Here is a 17,318-nt window from a genome sequence, read left to right as displayed (position 1 = left end):
TGATATTCTAATTGCAGATAAACGGTTTATAAGTTCCATTTGTTTAACATTAAAAGAAAAATACATTTTAGAAGGAGCTAACAACTTGAATAGTGCAATGAAAAAAATCACAGAGTCACTAGCAATTAAATACGATAAAAGGACTCAATTACAAGGCGTTATCAATAGCAGTAATAACGAAATAATCCCTTGCGAATATGAAGCGATTTTCTATGTACAAAAATATAATCAATTTATTGTAAAAAAGAATGCAAAGTATGGAATTTTAAATGCCGATGGAGCGACAGTTGTTGAACCAAAATATGTTAGCATTAGTACAAGGCACTATTTAAAAGAAGTATTAGAGAATGGTTATTATATCCAAACAAAGAATGGTTTTGGCAGAATAACTACAGAAGGAAAAATAATTGTTGAACCAAAGTATACGGAAATCAAGGCAATAGAAGCTAATTATTATGAAGCTAAAAACAATAGCGAAAGAGCAGTACTCTATAAGAAAACTGGTGAAAAATTAAAAGGGAAATTTGAAGTGTTAAATGAAGGCTATCTTTATTCACGGGAATATCTTGATGGAAATAAAGTAAAAGAAAAACTCTTTAATGAAAAAATGGAGTTACTTAACGATACCGTCAGAATGAATTCGCGGTCTCAATTTTCGAATGGATTTATGCAAGTGAATATTCCAAATGACGAAGGTAAATTTTATTATGGTTACGTGGATAAAGAAGGTAAAATAATAACAAAAAATCTTTATGAGAGCGCAAATGATTTTACTAAAGATGGAATCGCTAAAGTAATTAAAGAGGATAAATTTGGCGCTATTAATGCCAAAGAAGAAGTTATTATCCCATTTGAGTATGAAGATAGTTATTCATTTGAAAATGGCTATGCACTCGTAAGAAAGGACAATCTTTGGGGAGCATATGATGTACATGGAAAGCTTGTTTTACCAGTGGAGTATAGAGCTTTGTCCAATAAACAACCGGCTGGCTTTATTTATATGCAAGAAACAGAGGAAGGCTTAGTAGATATAAATAATCATCGTTATTTACTAACGACAAAAGATGAAGGGAAAACATTTTTTTATTATGATAAACAGGGTAATAAAGCTCCAATTACTAGTCTAGATGAAGCATATCCATTTTTAGATAAAGGGATTGTTGCTCGTTACAAAAATAAAGAAGGATTAGTAAATGAAGCGGGGGAAGTTATTGTTCCTGTAGAATATGATAAAATTTCTGCTTCACTTTTAGGTGGAATTGGTTATGTGAAAAAAGGGAAGCATTGGGCGGTTATTAATGAGGCTGGTGAAGTTGTTACTGATTTTAAATATGATTTAATTGGTTTTTTGGCACCGGGCTATTGTGTTGGGAAAATTGGATCAAAATGTACATTATTATCAAGTAAAGGAGAAATCAGTGAAAATATTTTTGAATTTATTGGTAAGGAAAATGAGGTTGGTGTTTTCTGGGATTTTGGACTCCTCTCGAATAATTATATTCCAATTTCATCCAATGATTTCAATACTATTTTAGATTATTATGATTTTAAAGATGTTCATTCACTAGAAATATATCGAGAAAAACTTTGCTTCTTAACTGATTTAGGTTATGTGGATATTGACGGAAAAATCACAGAAACTATCAATCCAGTCTTATCTAAAAAAACGCCTACAAATCGTATCGAAGAAGAAATACCACTCATTATAGAAGAAAGTGGTATCGTATCATTGAAAAATAAAATCGGTAAAATTCCGACGATGTTTAATCATATGAATAATGTCTACTATGTAAAAGTGTATCAAAAAGAATTACTAAAAACGATGCTACATTATGAAAATAGTTTTCTATTAGGTTTTACTGGAGCAATGATGGAATGGGCTTTATATCGAGTGAAAGATGTTGCGGAAAATAGGATTAATTTTAATGCTTTTTTACAAAGAATCCAATCGCTATATTTAGCAAGTGTTGATATGGCTTATCTGACCGATGAATATGATTGGCATGGTGGTTTTTCTAAAGAGCTTGAGGAGAACATTACTGATGCTAAGGAAATGAGCAAGCTAGCGTATTTATCTGAAATTGATTTTTATATTTATAATTTGAGTAGATATACTATAAAACGCAGTAGTGCAAGAACACTTGGACAATCAGCCACAGAAGTATACTGTCTTGTGAAAGCAGGTTTACCTAAAAAACATCAAAAAATATTTGATGCGTGGACTTATGATGTTTTAAAACGTGCAAAAAAATACTGTTATGTAGATATTCAAGATATATACACAAGAAGTATTCCTTATGATCAACGGGCAAATCAATTAGTACCTCGACAGTTATATTTTGATAAAGACTTTCAATGGGACAAACTAGAAAATGGAAAAAAAGTAAAAGCATATTTAAATCAAGCAAGTATTAAAGAAAATCCTTATATTGACTATCAAAGAATTATGGAGAATCCTATAGTTATTTTTGAATAATGCTTGATGTGAAAGGAGTGCAAGATGAAAGGTGCTATTTCATTAAATGGGCAAAATTTTTATACAGATATGAGCGTGGTTTTTAAGGCAATCCAAAATAAGCAAGCTAATTATAATTGGTTGATTAGTCATTTTGAATGTAATCATTATCCAGTTGATATTTTAAAGCAAGCATATATTTGGGTTTCTGGGGAAGAATTAACGAAAATGATAGAAGAGAATAATATCCAATTTATCTGGGGTGTTTTTTCAGGATTTGAAAAGGCTATTTCTTTGGAGGAAGTAATGCAATCTGAATTACCATTTGCGGATGGTTATCTCGGTTTTTGGAAAGAAAAAATATCGATCCAGCATCAACTTGCTTCAATAGAAATAGTTCCATGGGATAGCTCACTAGTATTGTTCATTAGCAAAATGGAGGAATTAACAGCTCTTTTTAAAGAAAATTTTCCTAATAGTATTGACTTAGAAGAATATAATACCAATTGAAGTGACAATCGCTAAAACTAGAAAATAGAAGGAGTTCGCCTTTTATTTACTAGTTTTAGCCTTTTTATTTATAACGTCACTTTCTCAGAGCTTTCAAACATTTCGATTGTATCGTATCCTGCTTGGAAAAATTCTTTTGTGTAAGTTTGCTTATGATGGGCATAAAAAGCAGCTTGATTTTCCCAGATTTCCCATAAAGCAAAACGCCCCAATGTTTTTTCGAGTGGAACAATTTGGAACATCACACATCCAGGTTCGGCTTCTGTTTGATCACGCAAATCTGCTAAATGCTCCACCAGTTGTTCATAGCTCACTTTTCCAGTTGTTTGAATGATGGCAGTGCAATATAAATAATCTGACTGTTTTTTTAATTTCATTTCTTCTCCTCCTTTTAATATGTTAAGCTTAAAGTATGGAGTACACTCGGGTAGCAAGGAGGAATTCAATGTTTATTAAAGAATTTTCGAATAAAACGGGACTATCCATTGATACACTTCGATATTATGAGGAAGAAAAATTATTAATGCCAGCACGAAATGAAAAAAATTACCGAATATACAGTGAGGAAGATTTTTGTTGGGTGCAGTTATTGCTCAAAATGAAACAAACAGGTATGACACTAAGAAATATGAAAGAGTTTGCGAGATTGCAAAAGCTTGGAGATACTTCATTGCCAGATAGGATGAAGATGCTAGACACGCATTTGGAAGCTCTTTATGAACAGCAAGCAAATCTTGCTGAGACTATTTCTTTTGTAGGGAATAAAATGGACACATACAAAAAAAGGTTGTGAATACAGATGAAAATGAAAAAATTAAAGTTAAAAATCACGGTTGATAGGCCAATTGGTTACAAAGATAAATTTGGTAATACATATCCAATAAATTACGGTTTTGTAAGCGGAATTATCGGCGGGGATGACGAAGAGCAGGATGTTTATATTATTTCTAGTAAAGTGGATGAGCCATTGACAACTTTTACAGGGGAACTCATTGCAACTATCACTAGAAAAGATGATGTCGAGGAAAAATGGATAGCGACCTCTCCAGGGGAACAACTTTCCTTAGAAGAAATGACAAAAAAAGTTTATTTTATTGAACAATATTTTGATTCGGAAATAGAACTGATTGATTAAGAAAAGGAGTTTTCAAGATGAAAAAATATAAAGTAACTGACAAAGATACCTATGTTTTAATTGAAAATGAAAATGGAGCGACTCTAGGCCTTGCGAAAGATAGCACAGTGGAAATTTTAGAAATAGATGGTTTTGCATTTAAAGATTTAAATAAAAATGGACGGCTAGATCCTTATGAAGATTGGCGTTTACCGATGGAGGAACGAATTGCGGATTTAGTTTCACAATTACCACTGGAAGAGATTGCGGGATTAATGCTTTATAGTGGGCATCAAAGTGTGGCAACAACCGGGCGATTTGCGGAGATGTTTGCAGGGACTTATGATGGCTTACCTTTAAAGGAAAATAAGCAGGCAAAAATTTCTGATATTACCGATCAGCAAAAGGCATTTTTAAAAGAGGATAGATTGCGCCATGTGTTATTAACAGCAGTGGAAAACACTGAAGCTGCGGTGACTTGGAATAACCAAATGCAAGCTTTTGTGGAAAACTTGGATTTTGGGATTCCGATTAATATGAGTAGCGATCCACGCCATACGAGTGAAGCGAATACAGAATTTAATGCAGGTTCTGGTGGCGATATTTCCAAATGGCCTGAACCTCTTGGACTTGCTGCCACTTTCGATCCAGAAGTAGTAAAACAATTTGGTGAGATTGCTTCATTAGAGTATCGCGCGTTAGGGATTACAACGGCATTATCCCCACAAGTCGATATTGCGACGGAACCACGTTGGATGCGGTTTAACGGAACTTTTGGTGAAGATAGCAAGCTGAGTGCGGATATGGCAAAAGCTTATTGTGAAGGCTTCCAAAATAGTGACGAAGGTTTTGGAAGTGATAGTGTTAATGCGATGGTGAAACATTGGCCCGGTGGCGGTAGTGGGGAAGCTGGTCGAGATGCGCATTATGCTTACGGAAAATATGCCGTGTACCCGGGGGATAATTTTGAAGAGCATTTAAAACCATTCACAGAAGGCGCTTTTAAACTAGATAAAACGGGCTACGCAAGCGCCATTATGCCTTATTATACAATTTCCTACAATCAAACTCCTAGTAATGTTGGCAATGGCTTTAACCGTTATTTAGTCCAAGATTTACTACGTGATAAATATAAGTATGATGGGGTTGTTTGTACTGATTGGAATATTACGCACGACAATCACAGTATGAGTCAATTTATTTCTGGGAAAAGTTGGGGTGTGGAAGATAAATCAGTGGAAGAACGGCATTATCAATCGATTTTAGCAGGCGTCGATCAGTTTGGTGGAAACAATGATTTAAAACCAATACTTGCTGCCTATGAAATGGGTAAAGCGCAATTTGGTGAAGACGTGATGCGCAGCCGCTTCGAACAAAGTGCGCACCGCTTATTACGCAACATTTTCCAAACAGGCTTATTCGAAAACCCTTACTTATCGCTAGCAAAATCCAAAGAAATATGTGGAAATCCTACTTATATGGAAGCTGGATTTGAGGCACAGAAAAAATCAGTGGTACTTCTTAAAAATAAAAAACAAGTCTTACCATTGGCGAAAAAGTTAAAAGTGTATATTCCGGAGCGAACTCGTCCAGAAATGTTTGATTGGTTTGGCAAAAAGATTGCTGCAACAAAACAGTTTCCAGTAGATAAACAAATAGTAGCTAAATTTTATCAATTAGTAGAAGACCCAAAGGAAGCTGATTTTGCGCTTGTCTTTATCGAATCACCACAGTCTGTTGCCTATACGGAACAAGATGGCTACTTGCCAATTTCTTTACAATATCGTCCGTATACTGCTAAACTTGCTCGTGAAATCAGTATTGCTGGTGGAGATCCGCTTGAGGAGTCAACTAATCGTTCTTATAAAAACAAAACGAATAAAACGACAAACGAAGCTGATTTAGATGCCATTTTAACAACGAAAAAAATAATGGGAGATAAACCAGTAATTGTTTGTTTAGATAGTGCCAATCCGACAGTTGTCGCTGAGTTCGAAACAGCAGTTGATGGCTTGTTAGTTCATTTTTCCGCCACCACGCAAGCATTACTAACGATTCTTTGCGGCGAAACAGAACCAAGTGGCTTATTACCATTCCAAATGCCAGCAAGTATGGATGTCGTTGAAACACAAAAAGAAGATGTTGCGCATGATATGACGCCTTACACAGATGAACTTGGTAATCGCTATGATTTTGCATACGGACAAGATTTCTCTGGTGTGATAGAGGATGAACGTGTCAGCAAATATAAAAAAATTTAGAACGGTGGGGAAGACTAGCATGGAAATCCAATTACAAAAACCAACTACCGCAGATTTTCCCTTTATTGAATGGTTATGGGGAGATCCTGCAACCACACAAATTCTTGGTGGTCCATTTCCTTTTCCAAAAGAAACTAGAATGGACTGGTTACAATCAAAATCATTAAAAACAAACGCCTATTTTATTATAAAATGGAATAAGCAATCTGTCGGTGAAGTAAGTTTTCGAGATTTGAAAGATGGTGTTGCGCATTTAAATATCAAAGTTGGCGCAAAATATCGTGGTTATTCTATCGCCAAAATAGCTTTACAAGAGTTTTTAGCTTATTTTGTGAATGAATGTGGTGGCAGAGTTATGTTGGATGAAGTGCGGAAAAAGAATGTGGCGGCTATTCAATTTCTAACAAAAATGGGCTTTGAAAAGAAATCTGAAATGGAGCATACTGTTTTATTTCGAAAGGATTTAGTTTGAATTTTAAAAAAAGAATAACAATGTAAGGAAGATAGCATTGTTGGAGTTGTCACACTATCCTAGTCCCTTGATGAAAAGTAAGTTTCCAAGCGTCGTTTTCCAGTACCCATAAATTACTTCTCATTGTATAAGTATTTTCCACGGTATCTTTTAGTTTATAGTAGCTTAGAACTTTTGTTGGATCCATTATTTTTATGTCGTAGTCGATTATTTCTAGCGGATTGGTACTTAAAGAGGTAAGTGATTTATAATATGCGTAGTCTGTTATTTGACCGCTTTGTGTTATCTCTATATAAGACTCGCTTAAAATAGCGATAATTTCTTCCATAGACTGCCGGTTGTCTGTGGATAAATGAATTTCGTCTAACTTTTGAAAATTTTCCTTTGTTAATTCCATTGATACCCATCCTTTCGATAAAAAACGAGGCTAACTTCGATTAAGTTAGCCTCGTTTGGTTTATTTTAAGCTATCGCGGTTTTCAATAATTTCATTGACGATGCCGTAATCTTTTGCTTCATTCACGGATAACCAGAAGTTTCTATCAGTATCGTTGGAAATTTGCTCGTATGTTTGACCAGTTGCTTCGGCGATTAAGCGGTTAATTCGTTCACGCATCCGGATGATTTCTTTTGCTTCGATTTCAATTTCGGTACTTTGACCTTGTACACCGCCAGCTGGTTGGTGAATCATATAACGTGTATTTGGTAAGCTAAAGCGATTTTCTTTTTCTGCTGCTAAGTAAATGGTAATTCCGGCGCTTGCAACCCAGCCAGTTCCAACTACTTTGACAGTTGGCTTGATAAATTTAATCATATCATGAATGGTATCGCCAGCTTCCACGTGCCCACCTTGGCTATTAATGAAAACGGTAATTGGCTCGTCACTAATAGATTCTAATAGTAGAAGTTGTTTAGAAACATCTTCTGCTAGCTCTTGATTAATTTCACCGTAGATTAATACAGTTCGCGTATCAATTAATTTTTGCGTAAGGATGTTTGTAATATTTTCATTTTTTTTATTTTCTGCCATGAAAAAGTCCTCCTTTAAAAGCCTTGTATTAGTTGCATTACAAGTATCTTAGCATAATGGTCGAAAATGGTCAAACAATTCGAATAGCATGGTTTGCTAAAAAAAGAAAACGCGATGATTCGCGCTTTCTCTAAAAATTATTGGAAAACAAGTTGCCAAGTAACCCCATATTTATCTGTTACCCAAGCGACTTTTCGAAGCTGTTCGACTTCTTCCGGTCCCATCATCACAGTTCCTTCTTTTGAAAGTTTGTTAAAAAGGTCATCGAATTCACTTTCTGTTTCAGCAAAGTAGATTGTTGAGGCGGACCAGCTAAAATCTGGTGAAGCATTATCTGTCATGTCCATTACCATAAAAGCAGCATTTTTAATTTCAAAAGTACCATTCAATACTTTGCCAATTTCTCCTCCTTGTTCTGGCTTGGTAAAATAGGTGAGGGCGACTTGTTTAATATCGGGAAACGTTGCTAGATAAAAATTCATTGCTTCTTCGGCATTTCCATTAAAGGTCAGGAAAGTCGAAACGGGCTTTGCATGATTAAACATTTGTTCTACCTCCTTTTGATTTATTTCTAATATACCCGATTTTAAAGTAGATTATGTGTTAAAATGAAGAAAAATATACGGAGGATTATTGATGAAGTATCCGATTATGTTAGATTTGACTGAGAAAAAAGTAGTGATTATCGGTGGCGGGAAGGTGGCGCTTCGTAAAGCTAAGGGATTAGTGGGGACCGATGCGGATGTCTTAGTTGTTGGTATAACTGTATTGCCAGAAATTAAAACATTGGATGTACATTTTTTAGAAGAAGCCTATCGTAAAGAACATCTGGAAGGCGCATTTCTGGTTTTTATTTGTACAGATAATCTTGAAGTAAATCAAGCAGTTATGCAAGATGCTTCTGCTAATCAGCTGGTAAATGATACGACAAACCAAGCCAATTCTACCTTTTTTAATATGGCGACAATAACGAAAAAGGAATTAGTTATTGGGATTTCAACAGATGGAGGAAATCCAAGTTATGCTAAAAAAGTAAAAAATGAAATAGAAGATCTAGTTGATAACTTTGATACAAAAGAAATTGCTAAACGAGTAAAAAAGAATTAGAAAAAAGCTAAAAATACCTACTTTCAGGAATTTTTAGCTTTTTTCATTATAAAGGAATGGAGTTAAATATATCATTTTGTTCTACTATATTGCTGTCTTTCCATCTGCAAAATTTTACTATAGATTTTGGAATGTAAACGCTCTATCATGGAAGTATACTGAAAAACTATTAAGAGGGTGTTGAACCAATGTCCATTTTAGAAAAAATTAAAGATGCTGGTGTTGTTGGTTGTGGTGGAGCGGGGTTTCCAACACATGCCAAATTTAGCGGAGAAGTAGAATATTTAATCATTAATGCGGCTGAATGTGAGCCGTTACTAAAAACAGATCATTTTGTTATGAGAAACCATGCAGTTGAAACAGTTAAAGCTATTGAAATGGTTAAAAGCCAAGTAGGTGCAGAATTTGCAGTTATTGCAACAAAGCGTTATTACACGGAAGAAATCGCAGCATTACGCATGGCGATTCAAGAACTTAATTCCAGTGTGACTATTCATGAGATGGATAATGTGTATCCAACCGGTGATGAACAAGTAATGGTGTTTGAAGTAACCGGACGAGTTGTACCTCCAAGCGGAATTCCATTAATGGTAGGTTGTATTGTTTCGAATGTATCAACTATGTGGAATGTTTTCCATGCGATTGATGACGATGCTCCTGTGATCCGAAAGCAATTAACGGTTACTGGGGCAGTAGGCGAACCAAAGCTATTAGATGTACCAGTGGGAACTCCTTTTGAAGTATGTTTAGCTGCTGCTGGTGGTACAAACTTATCAGAATACCTTTTTCTAGATGGCGGACCAATGATGGGAAAATTAAACAATCAATCCACTATCTCTGAAAAAGTAGTGACAAAAACAACTTCTGGTCTGATTGTTGCAGAAGATACGGGTTATTTGCATAAACTGCATTATCAAACAGTAGAGCAAATTTTTAATGAAACTAAATCAGCCTGTATCCAGTGCACACTTTGTACAGATTTATGTCCACGTAAACAGCTTGGACACGATATTCACCCCCATAAAGTGATGCGTCATTTTGCAGTTGCAGAAGACATTTCGGCGATTAAAGATGATCCTATTTGGGAAGAAGCAATGATTTGTTGTGAATGCGGTATTTGTGAAGTAATTGCTTGTCCAATGGGGCTTTCCCCGCGTCAAGTAAATATTCATGTAAAAAAAGAACTTTTAAAACAAGGAATTCGTTATCAAACGGATAAAAAAGAGTTTACCCCAGATCCTATGCGAGAATATAAATCAATTGCTCCAAAAAATATTTTAATAAAAATGGGTCTACAGCAATATGCCGATGTTCATTTAGAAAAAATGCATTATTTAGATGTGGAGGAAGTATTTATCCCAACAAAAATGCATATAGGTGCGCCGTCAATTCCAGTAGTGAGCGAAGGAGACCTAGTGAAAAAAGGAGACTTAATTGCTAAAATTCCTGATACTGCTTTAGGCGCGAATATTCATGCCAGCATTGATGGTCAAATCATAAGTATTACAGAAGACAAAGTTCATATTAAGAAGGTGATGTCATGAAAATGGATACATTAGGATTTTTAGAACTAAATAGTATTTCAAAAGGCATTGAAGCAGTTGATGCTATGCTTAAAGCAGCAAATTCAGAGTTGATTTATGCCAAAGCCAGCTGTCCAGGGAAGTATTATATACTAATTGCTGGAACCGTCGACTCGGTAGCACAATCTATTGAAGCCGGAACGCAACTAGGTGCAGCAAATATTGTTGGAAACTTAGTGATTCCACGAGTATCAGATCAAGTAATTAAGGCTATCAACAAAACAGAGGTTCCTGATGAAATGAATGCAGTAGGTGTGATGGAATATTATTCTTGTTCTGGATCTATTATTGCCGCAGATGCAGCAGTAAAGGCAGCGGATGTCCAACTAATGGATATTCGTTTAGCGACAGGTATTGCTGGAAAGTCATTTGTAGTACTTACTGGTGATACAGCAGCATGTGAAGCAGCAGTAGAAGCTGGCATTTCAGCTGCAAAGGAAGAGGCACTGTTAATTAATAAAGTAGTTATTCCACGTCCTCGCAAAGAAGTTTTTGAGAGCTTAATTTATTAAAAAAGATAACACTATATTGTCATGGACTTTTAAAAAAAGGTGCGCACTGACTGAGGTTGCGTGCCTTTTGTAGAATCTGACAAAATAGTGGTGTTTTAATATGTTAGGATTATTTTGAGAGAGTTTGTCTAGATAAGGAGTGAGGAAAATGAGTTTTGATGATAATAAAGAGCGTGTAATTCAAGAATACGTACCAGGTAAACAGGTGACACTTGCGCATTTAATTGCCAATCCTAACCGTGATATTTATATAAAATTAGGTCTAGAAGAGGGTGCTAGCGCAATTGGTATTTTAACGATAACTCCAAGTGAAGCAGCAATTATTGCCAGTGATATCGCCACTAAATCAGGGGATGTTCAAATTGGTTTTATTGACCGTTTTAGTGGATCGGTTGTACTTACTGGAGATGTTTCATCCGTGGAATCGGCTCTACAACAAGTGGTTTATTCTTTACATGAAATTTTAGATTTCTCGATTCCAAAACTTACTAGGAGCTGAGTCACTTGAAGAAAATGATGGTAATGGGATCAGTTGGTTGTGGAAAAACAACACTATGCCAAAAATTACATGGTTTTGATATTTTATATAAGAAAACGCAAGCGGTGGACTATTTTCAAGAAATGATAGATACACCAGGGGAATTTGTGCAACATAGACAACTTTATAGTGCGCTAACAGTTACTGCAGCTGATGCCGCGGTTATTGCGATTTTACAAAGTGTTACTGAGAAAAAACAAACATTTTCTCCGATGTTTGCTAGTATTTTTGCTAAACCGGTTATTGGGATTGTTACCAAAGTGGATTTAGCGGAATCGGACAAAGATATTGAGCGAGCAGAACGAGAATTAAAATTGGCTGGCGCGAAAAAAATATTTTATATCTCCTCAGTAGAAGAAACTGGCATCGAAGAACTTCGCGCATATTTAGAAGATTAATTTTTATTAGGTGGAGGTGCTTTCCATGCCGCAAGTGAGGGATTTATCTATCATTGATTTACCAAGTGGTTGTATATTAACCAGCTGTGATATAAGTGCTGGCTTTGGCGAGAAACTGCATGATAGTCTAACAGTTGCGCCAGAGTTAACTGGCCAATTAACATTGCGGGTAGCACTGCTTGAAATGATTGCAACGGGCGCAGAAGTTGTAGCGGTAAGTGATGTTGTTGGTGCTGAAATGGAGCCAACTGGAAGACGTATTATCGCTGGATTAGAGAATGAATTAAAAAAAGCTAATTTAGCGCATATTGAATTAAATGGTAGTACAGAAGAAAATATGGAAGTAGCAGCGACCAGTGTTGGTGTGCTTGTAACCGGATTCGCAACTAGAGCGGCACTGAAAATAACTAATGTGCATCAAGCTGCGATTTTATTTGCGTTTGGAGAACCAATTGTCGGAGCAGAAGTATTGCAAAAAATGGATCAAATGCCAGACTACCAATTGGTAAAACGTCTAATTAAAGATAATGCAGTATTGGAAGTGGTTCCTGTTGGATCAAAAGGAATGGCTTATGAAGCGAACTTGTTGGCACACCTAAATAATGGTGTTTTTATTCCGGATGACATATTAAATGATGAAAAAATGAATAAAACTGCGGGACCTGCTTCTGTTATTTTAGCTGCAGTTAGAGCCGATTTGGCCGCACCTTTTTTGAAAGAATATCCTAGTGCAAAACGTTTAGGAGCTATACATAGAAATGAGGTATCAACATGGGAGAAATAATCCTTGTAACAGGTGGAGCTAGGAGTGGAAAAAGTAGTTTTGCTGAAAAAGTGGCATCAAACTCTGAACGGGTTCTTTATGTTGCAACGGGTATCGCTTTTCAAGATGATATGGAATTTCAAGCAAGAATTAAAAAACATCAAGCATCCAGACCAAAAACTTGGGAAACATTAGAAGCTTTTCAAGGGATTCCGGAATATATAAATGCGCATGCTAAGAAATATGAGGTAATTTTACTGGATTGTGTGACGATGCTTGTGACGAATTTGTTCTTTCAAGCACTTGGTGAACAGGAACTAACAAACTCTTTGGCTGATAAAATAGAAGCAGAAATTCAATCCGTAGTTTTGGAGATTTTGTTAGCGGGGAGTAAAGCAGATGCGAAGTTGCTTTTTGTTACAAATGAAATCGGACTTGGTGTCGTTCCTGAAAATAAGATGACACGGATTTTTAGAGATATAATTGGTCGAGTAAACCAACAAATCGCTGCTCAGTCGGATGAAGTTTATTTTGTTTTAAGTGGCATTCCGAAAAGGTGGAAATAGCATGAAAACATTTATTTTATTAATTCAATTTTTTACGCGAATACCAATACCTATCGAAATTAATATGGCGGAGATTAACTTAAAAAAAGGGAGCGTGTTACTTCCTTTAGTAGGCGTTGTAATTGGCGCTTGGAACTGGCTTGTTTTTACATTAGTTGATCTGGTTATGCCGCTCCCAGTCGCAATTATTACGGGACTTTTTGCAGAAATAATTATTACAGGCGGGTTTCATGTGGATGCGCTTGCCGATACTGCAGATGGGCTTTTTTCTTCTCGTAAAAAGGAACGGATGCTAGAAATTATGAAAGATAGTCGGGTTGGAGCCAATGGTGTGATTGCTATTAGTTTTTACTTTCTATTGTATGCGGCATTATTTATTTCAGTTCCTGATGTTAGCCAAATTGGCTGGCTGTTTTTTGTGTTACCGATTGTCGCTAAGGGAGTAACAATGTTGCTTTTTGGAAATATGAAATATGCTGGATCTAAAGAAGGTTTAGGTGCCATTTTTTTAGGTGTTCCACTTTGGATTATTATTTTATCGCAAATAATGGTACTTATGTTTTTAGGCTTGTTTTTTTCGTATGTAGGATTAATTGCATACGTTGGTGTGCTATTATTTGTTATTGGTTATCGTACTTTTGTTTACCGAAGAATTGGTGGAATGAATGGGGATACACTAGGAGCGGGCGGACAGATGGGACAATTAGTTTGTTTATTTTGCCTTGTGCTACTTTGGGGGTTGATTTAAATGCAACTTATTTTAGTGAGACATGGTGAAACAGAAATGAACAAAAGAAAACAATATGGCGGTCAAACGGATGTATCGCTAAATGATACAGGGGAAATCCAGATGCAACAGCTAAAAGAAAAGTTGGCTAGCTACTCGTTTGATTTGGTTGTTACAAGTGATTTAAAACGAGTAAAAGAATCTGCTGCTATTTTGAGCGATACAAAGGTGGTTCATTTTTCAGAACTTAACGAATTAAATTTTGGGGATTTCGAGGGGCATACATATCAGGAAATTAATGCGTTATTTCCTGTAGCTTGGGAGGCATATTGTCATGATTGGCAAACGGCGGATTTTCCAAACGGAGAAAATTTCTCGCTTTTTTATAAACGTGTAATGAAAAAAATAGAGGCTGAATGGAGCAATTGGCAGAACCTAAATACGGTTTTAATTGTCGGTCATCTAGGTGTTTTGCGATTAATCACGCTCTTTTTGCAAAAAAAGCAAATAACACAATATTGGGATGCTGATTTTAAGCAAGGGTGTTATTCCTTGTGGGACAATGATTCTGCTCGTTTTTTAATTTTAAATAAATAGTATAATATTGTTGTTTTAGGTGGAAGCGCTCTTTTTATAATGGATTTGTGATAAGATGTAACTAATTAAATAGTTCTTATGTTGGTGGAATGGATAAACATTTCTGAAAGAGGAATTCGGTTAGATGCCGAAACTGCCCCCGCAACTGTAAGGTGGACAAAGATTGAGATAACCACTGTACATGATTTTTATGTATGGGAAGGTTCAATGTTTGGATGAAGCCAAGTCAGGATACTCGCCAAATAAGATGGAAACAGCTCTTTTTCGGGGTCCTAAAAAGCGTATGTGAGTAAACCTAGTAATGTTATTTGCTATGTATGTAAACTCTCATCCGATTTTGGATGAAAGTTTTTTTGTTTTTTAAGGATGAAAAAAAGCCATATTCTGATAGAAGAATATGACTTTATAGCTATTTATTTTAATGTTTCTCGGTAGCCTTTTGGTGTAATATCGAATTCTTTGCGAAACACTTTACAGAAATAACTGGTTTGTGTGAAGCCTAAGTTTCTTGCAACATTATCAATAGACCAACGCGGATTTTTAAGCATATCTTTTGCTAAAGACATTTTCTTTTGGTTAACATAATTGATAAAATTCACATTCATTTCTTTTTTAAAGAGCTTACTGAAATAATAAGAACTTAGAAATACATGACTGGCAACTTCGTCTAGTGTAATAGGACGATTAAGGTTTTTCTCAATATATTTCAGAGCTTTACGAATTTCTTTATTTTCTTCTTGATGCACGACTTTTGTATGATGAAAAGCGATTTTTTGTTTTTGTTCCTCGCGACCTTTTTCCATCTCTGACTTTAAGTAATATTGCGAAATTATAGTAAGCATTTTTGCAGAAGAGTTGATTTTTTTGGCGCTAAATACAGGAACAGAACGAAAAGCAGAAATGAGTTCTTTATCATTTTTCCAGTCAGTTTCTTCCGTTTGAATATTACCAACTTGACTATCTTCCTCACAAATGACCTGGCCGCTTAATAAAAAGCCACTAAGCTGATTTTCAACAACGATTGGTACGGAAAAGTCTGTTAATCCAGCATGGCATCGATAAATAAGTGGTTGGCCCGTTTTGGAAGCTTCGAGTCCACCAAACATATCACATTTTTGGCATAACGAGCGATATTTTGGATTGGAACGAATGCGTTGGCAAAAAGGAGTAAAGTTACATAATCTAGAAACTTCGGTACCATGGATATCAACTACAACCGATGCTAAACTGGTGGCTGCTGAAAATTCATCCATGACTTTTTCGATAAGTAATTCGTTGCTTTTGAACTGTAGTAACATAGTGATTCCCCTTTCGGCGATACTTAGCGTGATTTGTCGCTATAAGTATATCATATTTATAATGCGCTTACATTTTCTTGCCATGAAGATAACAATATATTGCTACGATAAATTTTATAGTTGGAGACTGAAACCGTGCATCAGTGGATGGGTTTTTGTCGTTATTTTTTTTAAAGGCGCAAAATTGTGTTAAAACATGATTTGGGTCTTCTTTTTTTATTCCCGGAAGTGCCAACTATTTATAGTCTGAATTGCATATACTGAGAGAGTAAAATACTTATTATTACAAAGGAGGTACACCCATGCAAGAAGCACTAGGTTTAGTTGAAACTAAAGGGCTAGTTGGCGCCATTGAAGCCGCTGACGCCATGGTTAAATCAGCTAATGTAACATTAAACGGGTACGAAAAAATCGGGTCTGGTCTTGTAACTGTTATGGTTCGCGGGGATGTTGGCGCAGTAAAAGCAGCAACAGAAGCTGGGGCTGCAGCAGCAAGAAACGTTGGCACGGTAATGAGTACTCATGTTATTCCTCGTCCGCACACAGATGTGGAAGAAATTTTGCCAGTGAGGGTGAAGTCAGATGAGTGAGCAGAATAAACTGATTGACGAAATTCTAAAACAGGTAATGGAAACGGTTGGAAATGACCCGGAAAAATTAGTAGAGGATGGAGGATCACGTCAAATGAGTGAAAAAGCAGTTCAATTAACAGAGTTTGTAGGAACAGCGATTGGAGATACAATCGGCCTAGTGATTGCGAATGTAGATGGTCAACTTTTAGAAGCAATGAAGCTTGAAAAGTCGTACCGTTCTATTGGTATTTTGGGAGCCCGTACAGGTGCAGGTCCACATATTATGGCAGCAGATGAAGCTGTAAAAGCAACAAATACAGAAGTAGTAAAAATTGAATTACCACGAGATACAAAAGGTGGCGCAGGTCACGGTTCTTTAATTATCTTTGGTGGAAATGATGTTTCTGACGTAAAACGCGCAGTTGAAGTTGCGCTTAATGAATTAGATAAAACTTTCGGTGATGTATACGGAAACGAGGCTGGACATATTGAACTTCAATATACTGCACGTGCGAGTCATGCATTAGAAAAAGCTTTTGGATCTCCAGTTGGTAAAGCTTGCGGCATTATTGTCGGTGGTCCTGCAGGTATTGGTGTAGTTATGGCTGATACAGCAGTGAAATCGGCAAATGTTGATGTAGTTGCTTATTCTTCACCAACTGACGGAACTAGTTTCTCTAATGAAGTGATTCTATGCATTTCTGGAGATTCTGGTGCTGTTCGTCAAGCAGTTGTTTCAGCACGTGAAATTGGTAAAAAATTACTTGGAGCTTTAGGGGATGAACCGAAAAATGATCGTCCATCCTACATTTAGA

General features: G+C 36.1%; 22 protein-coding genes and 1 riboswitch. Of the genes, 17 read left to right on the top strand and 5 right to left on the bottom strand.

Going from position 1 to position 17,318, the window contains the following annotated elements:
- Nucleotides 1-85: 85 nt before the first annotated feature.
- Together HCJ45_RS12220 and HCJ45_RS12215 are read left to right on the top strand one after the other, a co-directional pair.
- A complete protein-coding gene (locus HCJ45_RS12220) occupies nucleotides 86-2,476 on the top strand; it encodes a WG repeat-containing protein (protein WP_187124981.1) in 2,391 nt (796 codons plus the stop codon).
- Between the two features lie 24 nt (nucleotides 2,477-2,500).
- Nucleotides 2,501-2,965 carry a hypothetical protein gene (locus tag HCJ45_RS12215; RefSeq protein ID WP_187124980.1) on the top strand — a complete coding sequence of 155 codons (465 nt, stop codon included), beginning with the start codon at nucleotides 2,501-2,503 and terminating at the stop codon, nucleotides 2,963-2,965.
- 68 nt (nucleotides 2,966-3,033) lie between these two features.
- On the opposite strand, the gene HCJ45_RS12210 is transcribed toward HCJ45_RS12215, so the two are convergent.
- Complete coding sequence (locus tag HCJ45_RS12210; protein ID WP_187124979.1) at nucleotides 3,034-3,342, bottom strand: putative quinol monooxygenase; 309 nt, start codon at nucleotides 3,340-3,342, stop codon at nucleotides 3,034-3,036.
- Nucleotides 3,343-3,410: 68 nt separating this feature from the next.
- On the opposite strand from HCJ45_RS12210, the gene HCJ45_RS12205 reads away from it, so the two are divergent.
- The 4 genes from HCJ45_RS12205 to HCJ45_RS12190 are packed head-to-tail and all read left to right on the top strand — an operon-like array spanning nucleotide 3,411 to nucleotide 6,812.
- A complete protein-coding gene (locus HCJ45_RS12205) occupies nucleotides 3,411-3,758 on the top strand; it encodes a MerR family transcriptional regulator (RefSeq protein WP_187124978.1) in 348 nt (115 codons plus the stop codon).
- 6 nt (nucleotides 3,759-3,764) lie between these two features.
- Nucleotides 3,765-4,100, top strand: a complete 336-nt coding sequence (locus HCJ45_RS12200; RefSeq protein ID WP_185347497.1) for an inorganic pyrophosphatase — start codon at nucleotides 3,765-3,767, stop codon at nucleotides 4,098-4,100.
- 17 nt (nucleotides 4,101-4,117) lie between these two features.
- On the top strand, nucleotides 4,118-6,340 hold the full coding sequence (locus tag HCJ45_RS12195; protein WP_187124977.1) for a glycoside hydrolase family 3 protein: 2,223 nt from the start codon (nucleotides 4,118-4,120) through the stop codon (nucleotides 6,338-6,340).
- A gap of 19 nt (nucleotides 6,341-6,359) precedes the next feature.
- A complete protein-coding gene (locus HCJ45_RS12190) occupies nucleotides 6,360-6,812 on the top strand; it encodes a GNAT family N-acetyltransferase (protein WP_187124976.1) in 453 nt (150 codons plus the stop codon).
- 49 nt (nucleotides 6,813-6,861) lie between these two features.
- Here the strand turns inward: HCJ45_RS12190 and HCJ45_RS12185 are convergent, their stop codons facing one another.
- From HCJ45_RS12185 to HCJ45_RS12175, 3 genes are all read right to left on the bottom strand, one after another.
- Entirely contained in the window at nucleotides 6,862-7,209 is a 348-nt protein-coding gene (locus HCJ45_RS12185; RefSeq protein WP_187124975.1) for a nuclear transport factor 2 family protein, read from the bottom strand.
- A 60-nt stretch (nucleotides 7,210-7,269) separates the two neighbouring features.
- Nucleotides 7,270-7,842, bottom strand: a complete 573-nt coding sequence (locus HCJ45_RS12180) for an ATP-dependent Clp protease proteolytic subunit (RefSeq protein WP_187124974.1) — start codon at nucleotides 7,840-7,842, stop codon at nucleotides 7,270-7,272.
- Between the two features lie 137 nt (nucleotides 7,843-7,979).
- Nucleotides 7,980-8,387 (bottom strand): VOC family protein, encoded by a 408-nt coding sequence (locus tag HCJ45_RS12175; RefSeq protein ID WP_185347506.1) that lies wholly within the window; start codon nucleotides 8,385-8,387, stop codon nucleotides 7,980-7,982.
- 91 nt (nucleotides 8,388-8,478) lie between these two features.
- On the opposite strand from HCJ45_RS12175, the gene HCJ45_RS12170 reads away from it, so the two are divergent.
- The 9 genes from HCJ45_RS12170 (at nucleotide 8,479) to cobC (ending at nucleotide 14,633) form a co-directional block, all read left to right on the top strand.
- Nucleotides 8,479-8,949, top strand: a complete 471-nt coding sequence (locus HCJ45_RS12170) for a precorrin-2 dehydrogenase/sirohydrochlorin ferrochelatase family protein (RefSeq protein ID WP_187124973.1) — start codon at nucleotides 8,479-8,481, stop codon at nucleotides 8,947-8,949.
- A 188-nt stretch (nucleotides 8,950-9,137) separates the two neighbouring features.
- Nucleotides 9,138-10,493, top strand: coding sequence for a 4Fe-4S dicluster domain-containing protein (locus HCJ45_RS12165; protein ID WP_187124972.1), 1,356 nt, complete (start codon nucleotides 9,138-9,140; stop codon nucleotides 10,491-10,493).
- Complete coding sequence (locus HCJ45_RS12160; RefSeq protein WP_185347512.1) at nucleotides 10,490-11,044, top strand: BMC domain-containing protein; 555 nt, start codon at nucleotides 10,490-10,492, stop codon at nucleotides 11,042-11,044. Before HCJ45_RS12165 ends, HCJ45_RS12160 begins: the two co-directional genes overlap by 4 nt.
- A 148-nt stretch (nucleotides 11,045-11,192) precedes the next feature.
- On the top strand, nucleotides 11,193-11,543 hold the full coding sequence (gene eutS, locus HCJ45_RS12155; protein WP_185347514.1) for an ethanolamine utilization microcompartment protein EutS: 351 nt from the start codon (nucleotides 11,193-11,195) through the stop codon (nucleotides 11,541-11,543).
- Nucleotides 11,544-11,548: 5 nt separating this feature from the next.
- Nucleotides 11,549-11,980 carry a EutP/PduV family microcompartment system protein gene (locus HCJ45_RS12150; protein WP_185347516.1) on the top strand — a complete coding sequence of 144 codons (432 nt, stop codon included), beginning with the start codon at nucleotides 11,549-11,551 and terminating at the stop codon, nucleotides 11,978-11,980.
- A 25-nt stretch (nucleotides 11,981-12,005) separates the two neighbouring features.
- Entirely contained in the window at nucleotides 12,006-12,764 is a 759-nt protein-coding gene (gene cblS / locus HCJ45_RS12145) for an alpha-ribazole kinase (RefSeq protein WP_187124971.1), read from the top strand.
- Nucleotides 12,752-13,309, top strand: coding sequence for a bifunctional adenosylcobinamide kinase/adenosylcobinamide-phosphate guanylyltransferase (gene cobU / locus HCJ45_RS12140; RefSeq protein ID WP_187124970.1), 558 nt, complete (start codon nucleotides 12,752-12,754; stop codon nucleotides 13,307-13,309). Before cblS ends, cobU begins: the two co-directional genes overlap by 13 nt.
- Nucleotide 13,310: 1 nt before the next feature.
- A complete protein-coding gene (cobS, locus tag HCJ45_RS12135; protein ID WP_187124969.1) occupies nucleotides 13,311-14,057 on the top strand; it encodes an adenosylcobinamide-GDP ribazoletransferase in 747 nt (248 codons plus the stop codon).
- Nucleotides 14,058-14,633, top strand: coding sequence for an alpha-ribazole phosphatase (cobC, locus tag HCJ45_RS12130; protein ID WP_187124968.1), 576 nt, complete (start codon nucleotides 14,058-14,060; stop codon nucleotides 14,631-14,633). It begins immediately after the preceding gene.
- Between the two features lie 64 nt (nucleotides 14,634-14,697).
- Nucleotides 14,698-14,890, top strand: a riboswitch (cobalamin riboswitch).
- Between the two features lie 156 nt (nucleotides 14,891-15,046).
- Here cobC and HCJ45_RS12125 read toward each other — a convergent pair.
- Nucleotides 15,047-15,931, bottom strand: a complete 885-nt coding sequence (locus tag HCJ45_RS12125) for a PocR ligand-binding domain-containing protein (protein WP_187124967.1) — start codon at nucleotides 15,929-15,931, stop codon at nucleotides 15,047-15,049.
- A gap of 302 nt (nucleotides 15,932-16,233) precedes the next feature.
- On the opposite strand from HCJ45_RS12125, the gene pduA reads away from it, so the two are divergent.
- Nucleotides 16,234-16,521, top strand: coding sequence for a propanediol utilization microcompartment protein PduA (gene pduA, locus HCJ45_RS12120; RefSeq protein ID WP_185347527.1), 288 nt, complete (start codon nucleotides 16,234-16,236; stop codon nucleotides 16,519-16,521).
- Nucleotides 16,514-17,317: a propanediol utilization microcompartment protein PduB gene (gene pduB, locus HCJ45_RS12115; RefSeq protein WP_185398322.1), complete on the top strand. Its 804-nt coding sequence runs from the start codon at nucleotides 16,514-16,516 to the stop codon at nucleotides 17,315-17,317. The genes pduA and pduB overlap by 8 nt, the downstream gene beginning before the upstream one ends.
- Nucleotide 17,318: the final 1 nt, after the last annotated feature.

The sequence above is a fragment of the Listeria immobilis genome (assembly GCF_014322845.1).
GTDB lineage: Bacteria > Bacillota > Bacilli > Lactobacillales > Listeriaceae > Listeria > Listeria immobilis.
Note: the sequence above shows the minus strand (reverse complement) of the source record. Positions and strands in the feature narration are given on the sequence as shown.

Coding starts and splice junctions, on each gene's coding strand:
- HCJ45_RS12215 (WP_187124980.1), top strand. CDS start 2,501: ATGAAAGGTGCTATTTCATTAAATGGGCAAAATTTTTATACAGATATG.
- HCJ45_RS12210 (WP_187124979.1), bottom strand. CDS start 3,342: ATGAAATTAAAAAAACAGTCAGATTATTTATATTGCACTGCCATCATT.
- HCJ45_RS12205 (WP_187124978.1), top strand. CDS start 3,411: ATGTTTATTAAAGAATTTTCGAATAAAACGGGACTATCCATTGATACA.
- HCJ45_RS12200 (WP_185347497.1), top strand. CDS start 3,765: ATGAAAATGAAAAAATTAAAGTTAAAAATCACGGTTGATAGGCCAATT.
- HCJ45_RS12195 (WP_187124977.1), top strand. CDS start 4,118: ATGAAAAAATATAAAGTAACTGACAAAGATACCTATGTTTTAATTGAA.
- HCJ45_RS12190 (WP_187124976.1), top strand. CDS start 6,360: ATGGAAATCCAATTACAAAAACCAACTACCGCAGATTTTCCCTTTATT.
- HCJ45_RS12185 (WP_187124975.1), bottom strand. CDS start 7,209: ATGGAATTAACAAAGGAAAATTTTCAAAAGTTAGACGAAATTCATTTA.
- HCJ45_RS12180 (WP_187124974.1), bottom strand. CDS start 7,842: ATGGCAGAAAATAAAAAAAATGAAAATATTACAAACATCCTTACGCAA.
- HCJ45_RS12175 (WP_185347506.1), bottom strand. CDS start 8,387: ATGTTTAATCATGCAAAGCCCGTTTCGACTTTCCTGACCTTTAATGGA.
- HCJ45_RS12170 (WP_187124973.1), top strand. CDS start 8,479: ATGAAGTATCCGATTATGTTAGATTTGACTGAGAAAAAAGTAGTGATT.
- HCJ45_RS12165 (WP_187124972.1), top strand. CDS start 9,138: ATGTCCATTTTAGAAAAAATTAAAGATGCTGGTGTTGTTGGTTGTGGT.
- HCJ45_RS12160 (WP_185347512.1), top strand. CDS start 10,490: ATGAAAATGGATACATTAGGATTTTTAGAACTAAATAGTATTTCAAAA.
- eutS (WP_185347514.1), top strand. CDS start 11,193: ATGAGTTTTGATGATAATAAAGAGCGTGTAATTCAAGAATACGTACCA.
- cblS (WP_187124971.1), top strand. CDS start 12,006: ATGCCGCAAGTGAGGGATTTATCTATCATTGATTTACCAAGTGGTTGT.
- cobU (WP_187124970.1), top strand. CDS start 12,752: ATGGGAGAAATAATCCTTGTAACAGGTGGAGCTAGGAGTGGAAAAAGT.
- cobS (WP_187124969.1), top strand. CDS start 13,311: ATGAAAACATTTATTTTATTAATTCAATTTTTTACGCGAATACCAATA.
- cobC (WP_187124968.1), top strand. CDS start 14,058: ATGCAACTTATTTTAGTGAGACATGGTGAAACAGAAATGAACAAAAGA.
- HCJ45_RS12125 (WP_187124967.1), bottom strand. CDS start 15,931: ATGTTACTACAGTTCAAAAGCAACGAATTACTTATCGAAAAAGTCATG.
- pduA (WP_185347527.1), top strand. CDS start 16,234: ATGCAAGAAGCACTAGGTTTAGTTGAAACTAAAGGGCTAGTTGGCGCC.
- pduB (WP_185398322.1), top strand. CDS start 16,514: ATGAGTGAGCAGAATAAACTGATTGACGAAATTCTAAAACAGGTAATG.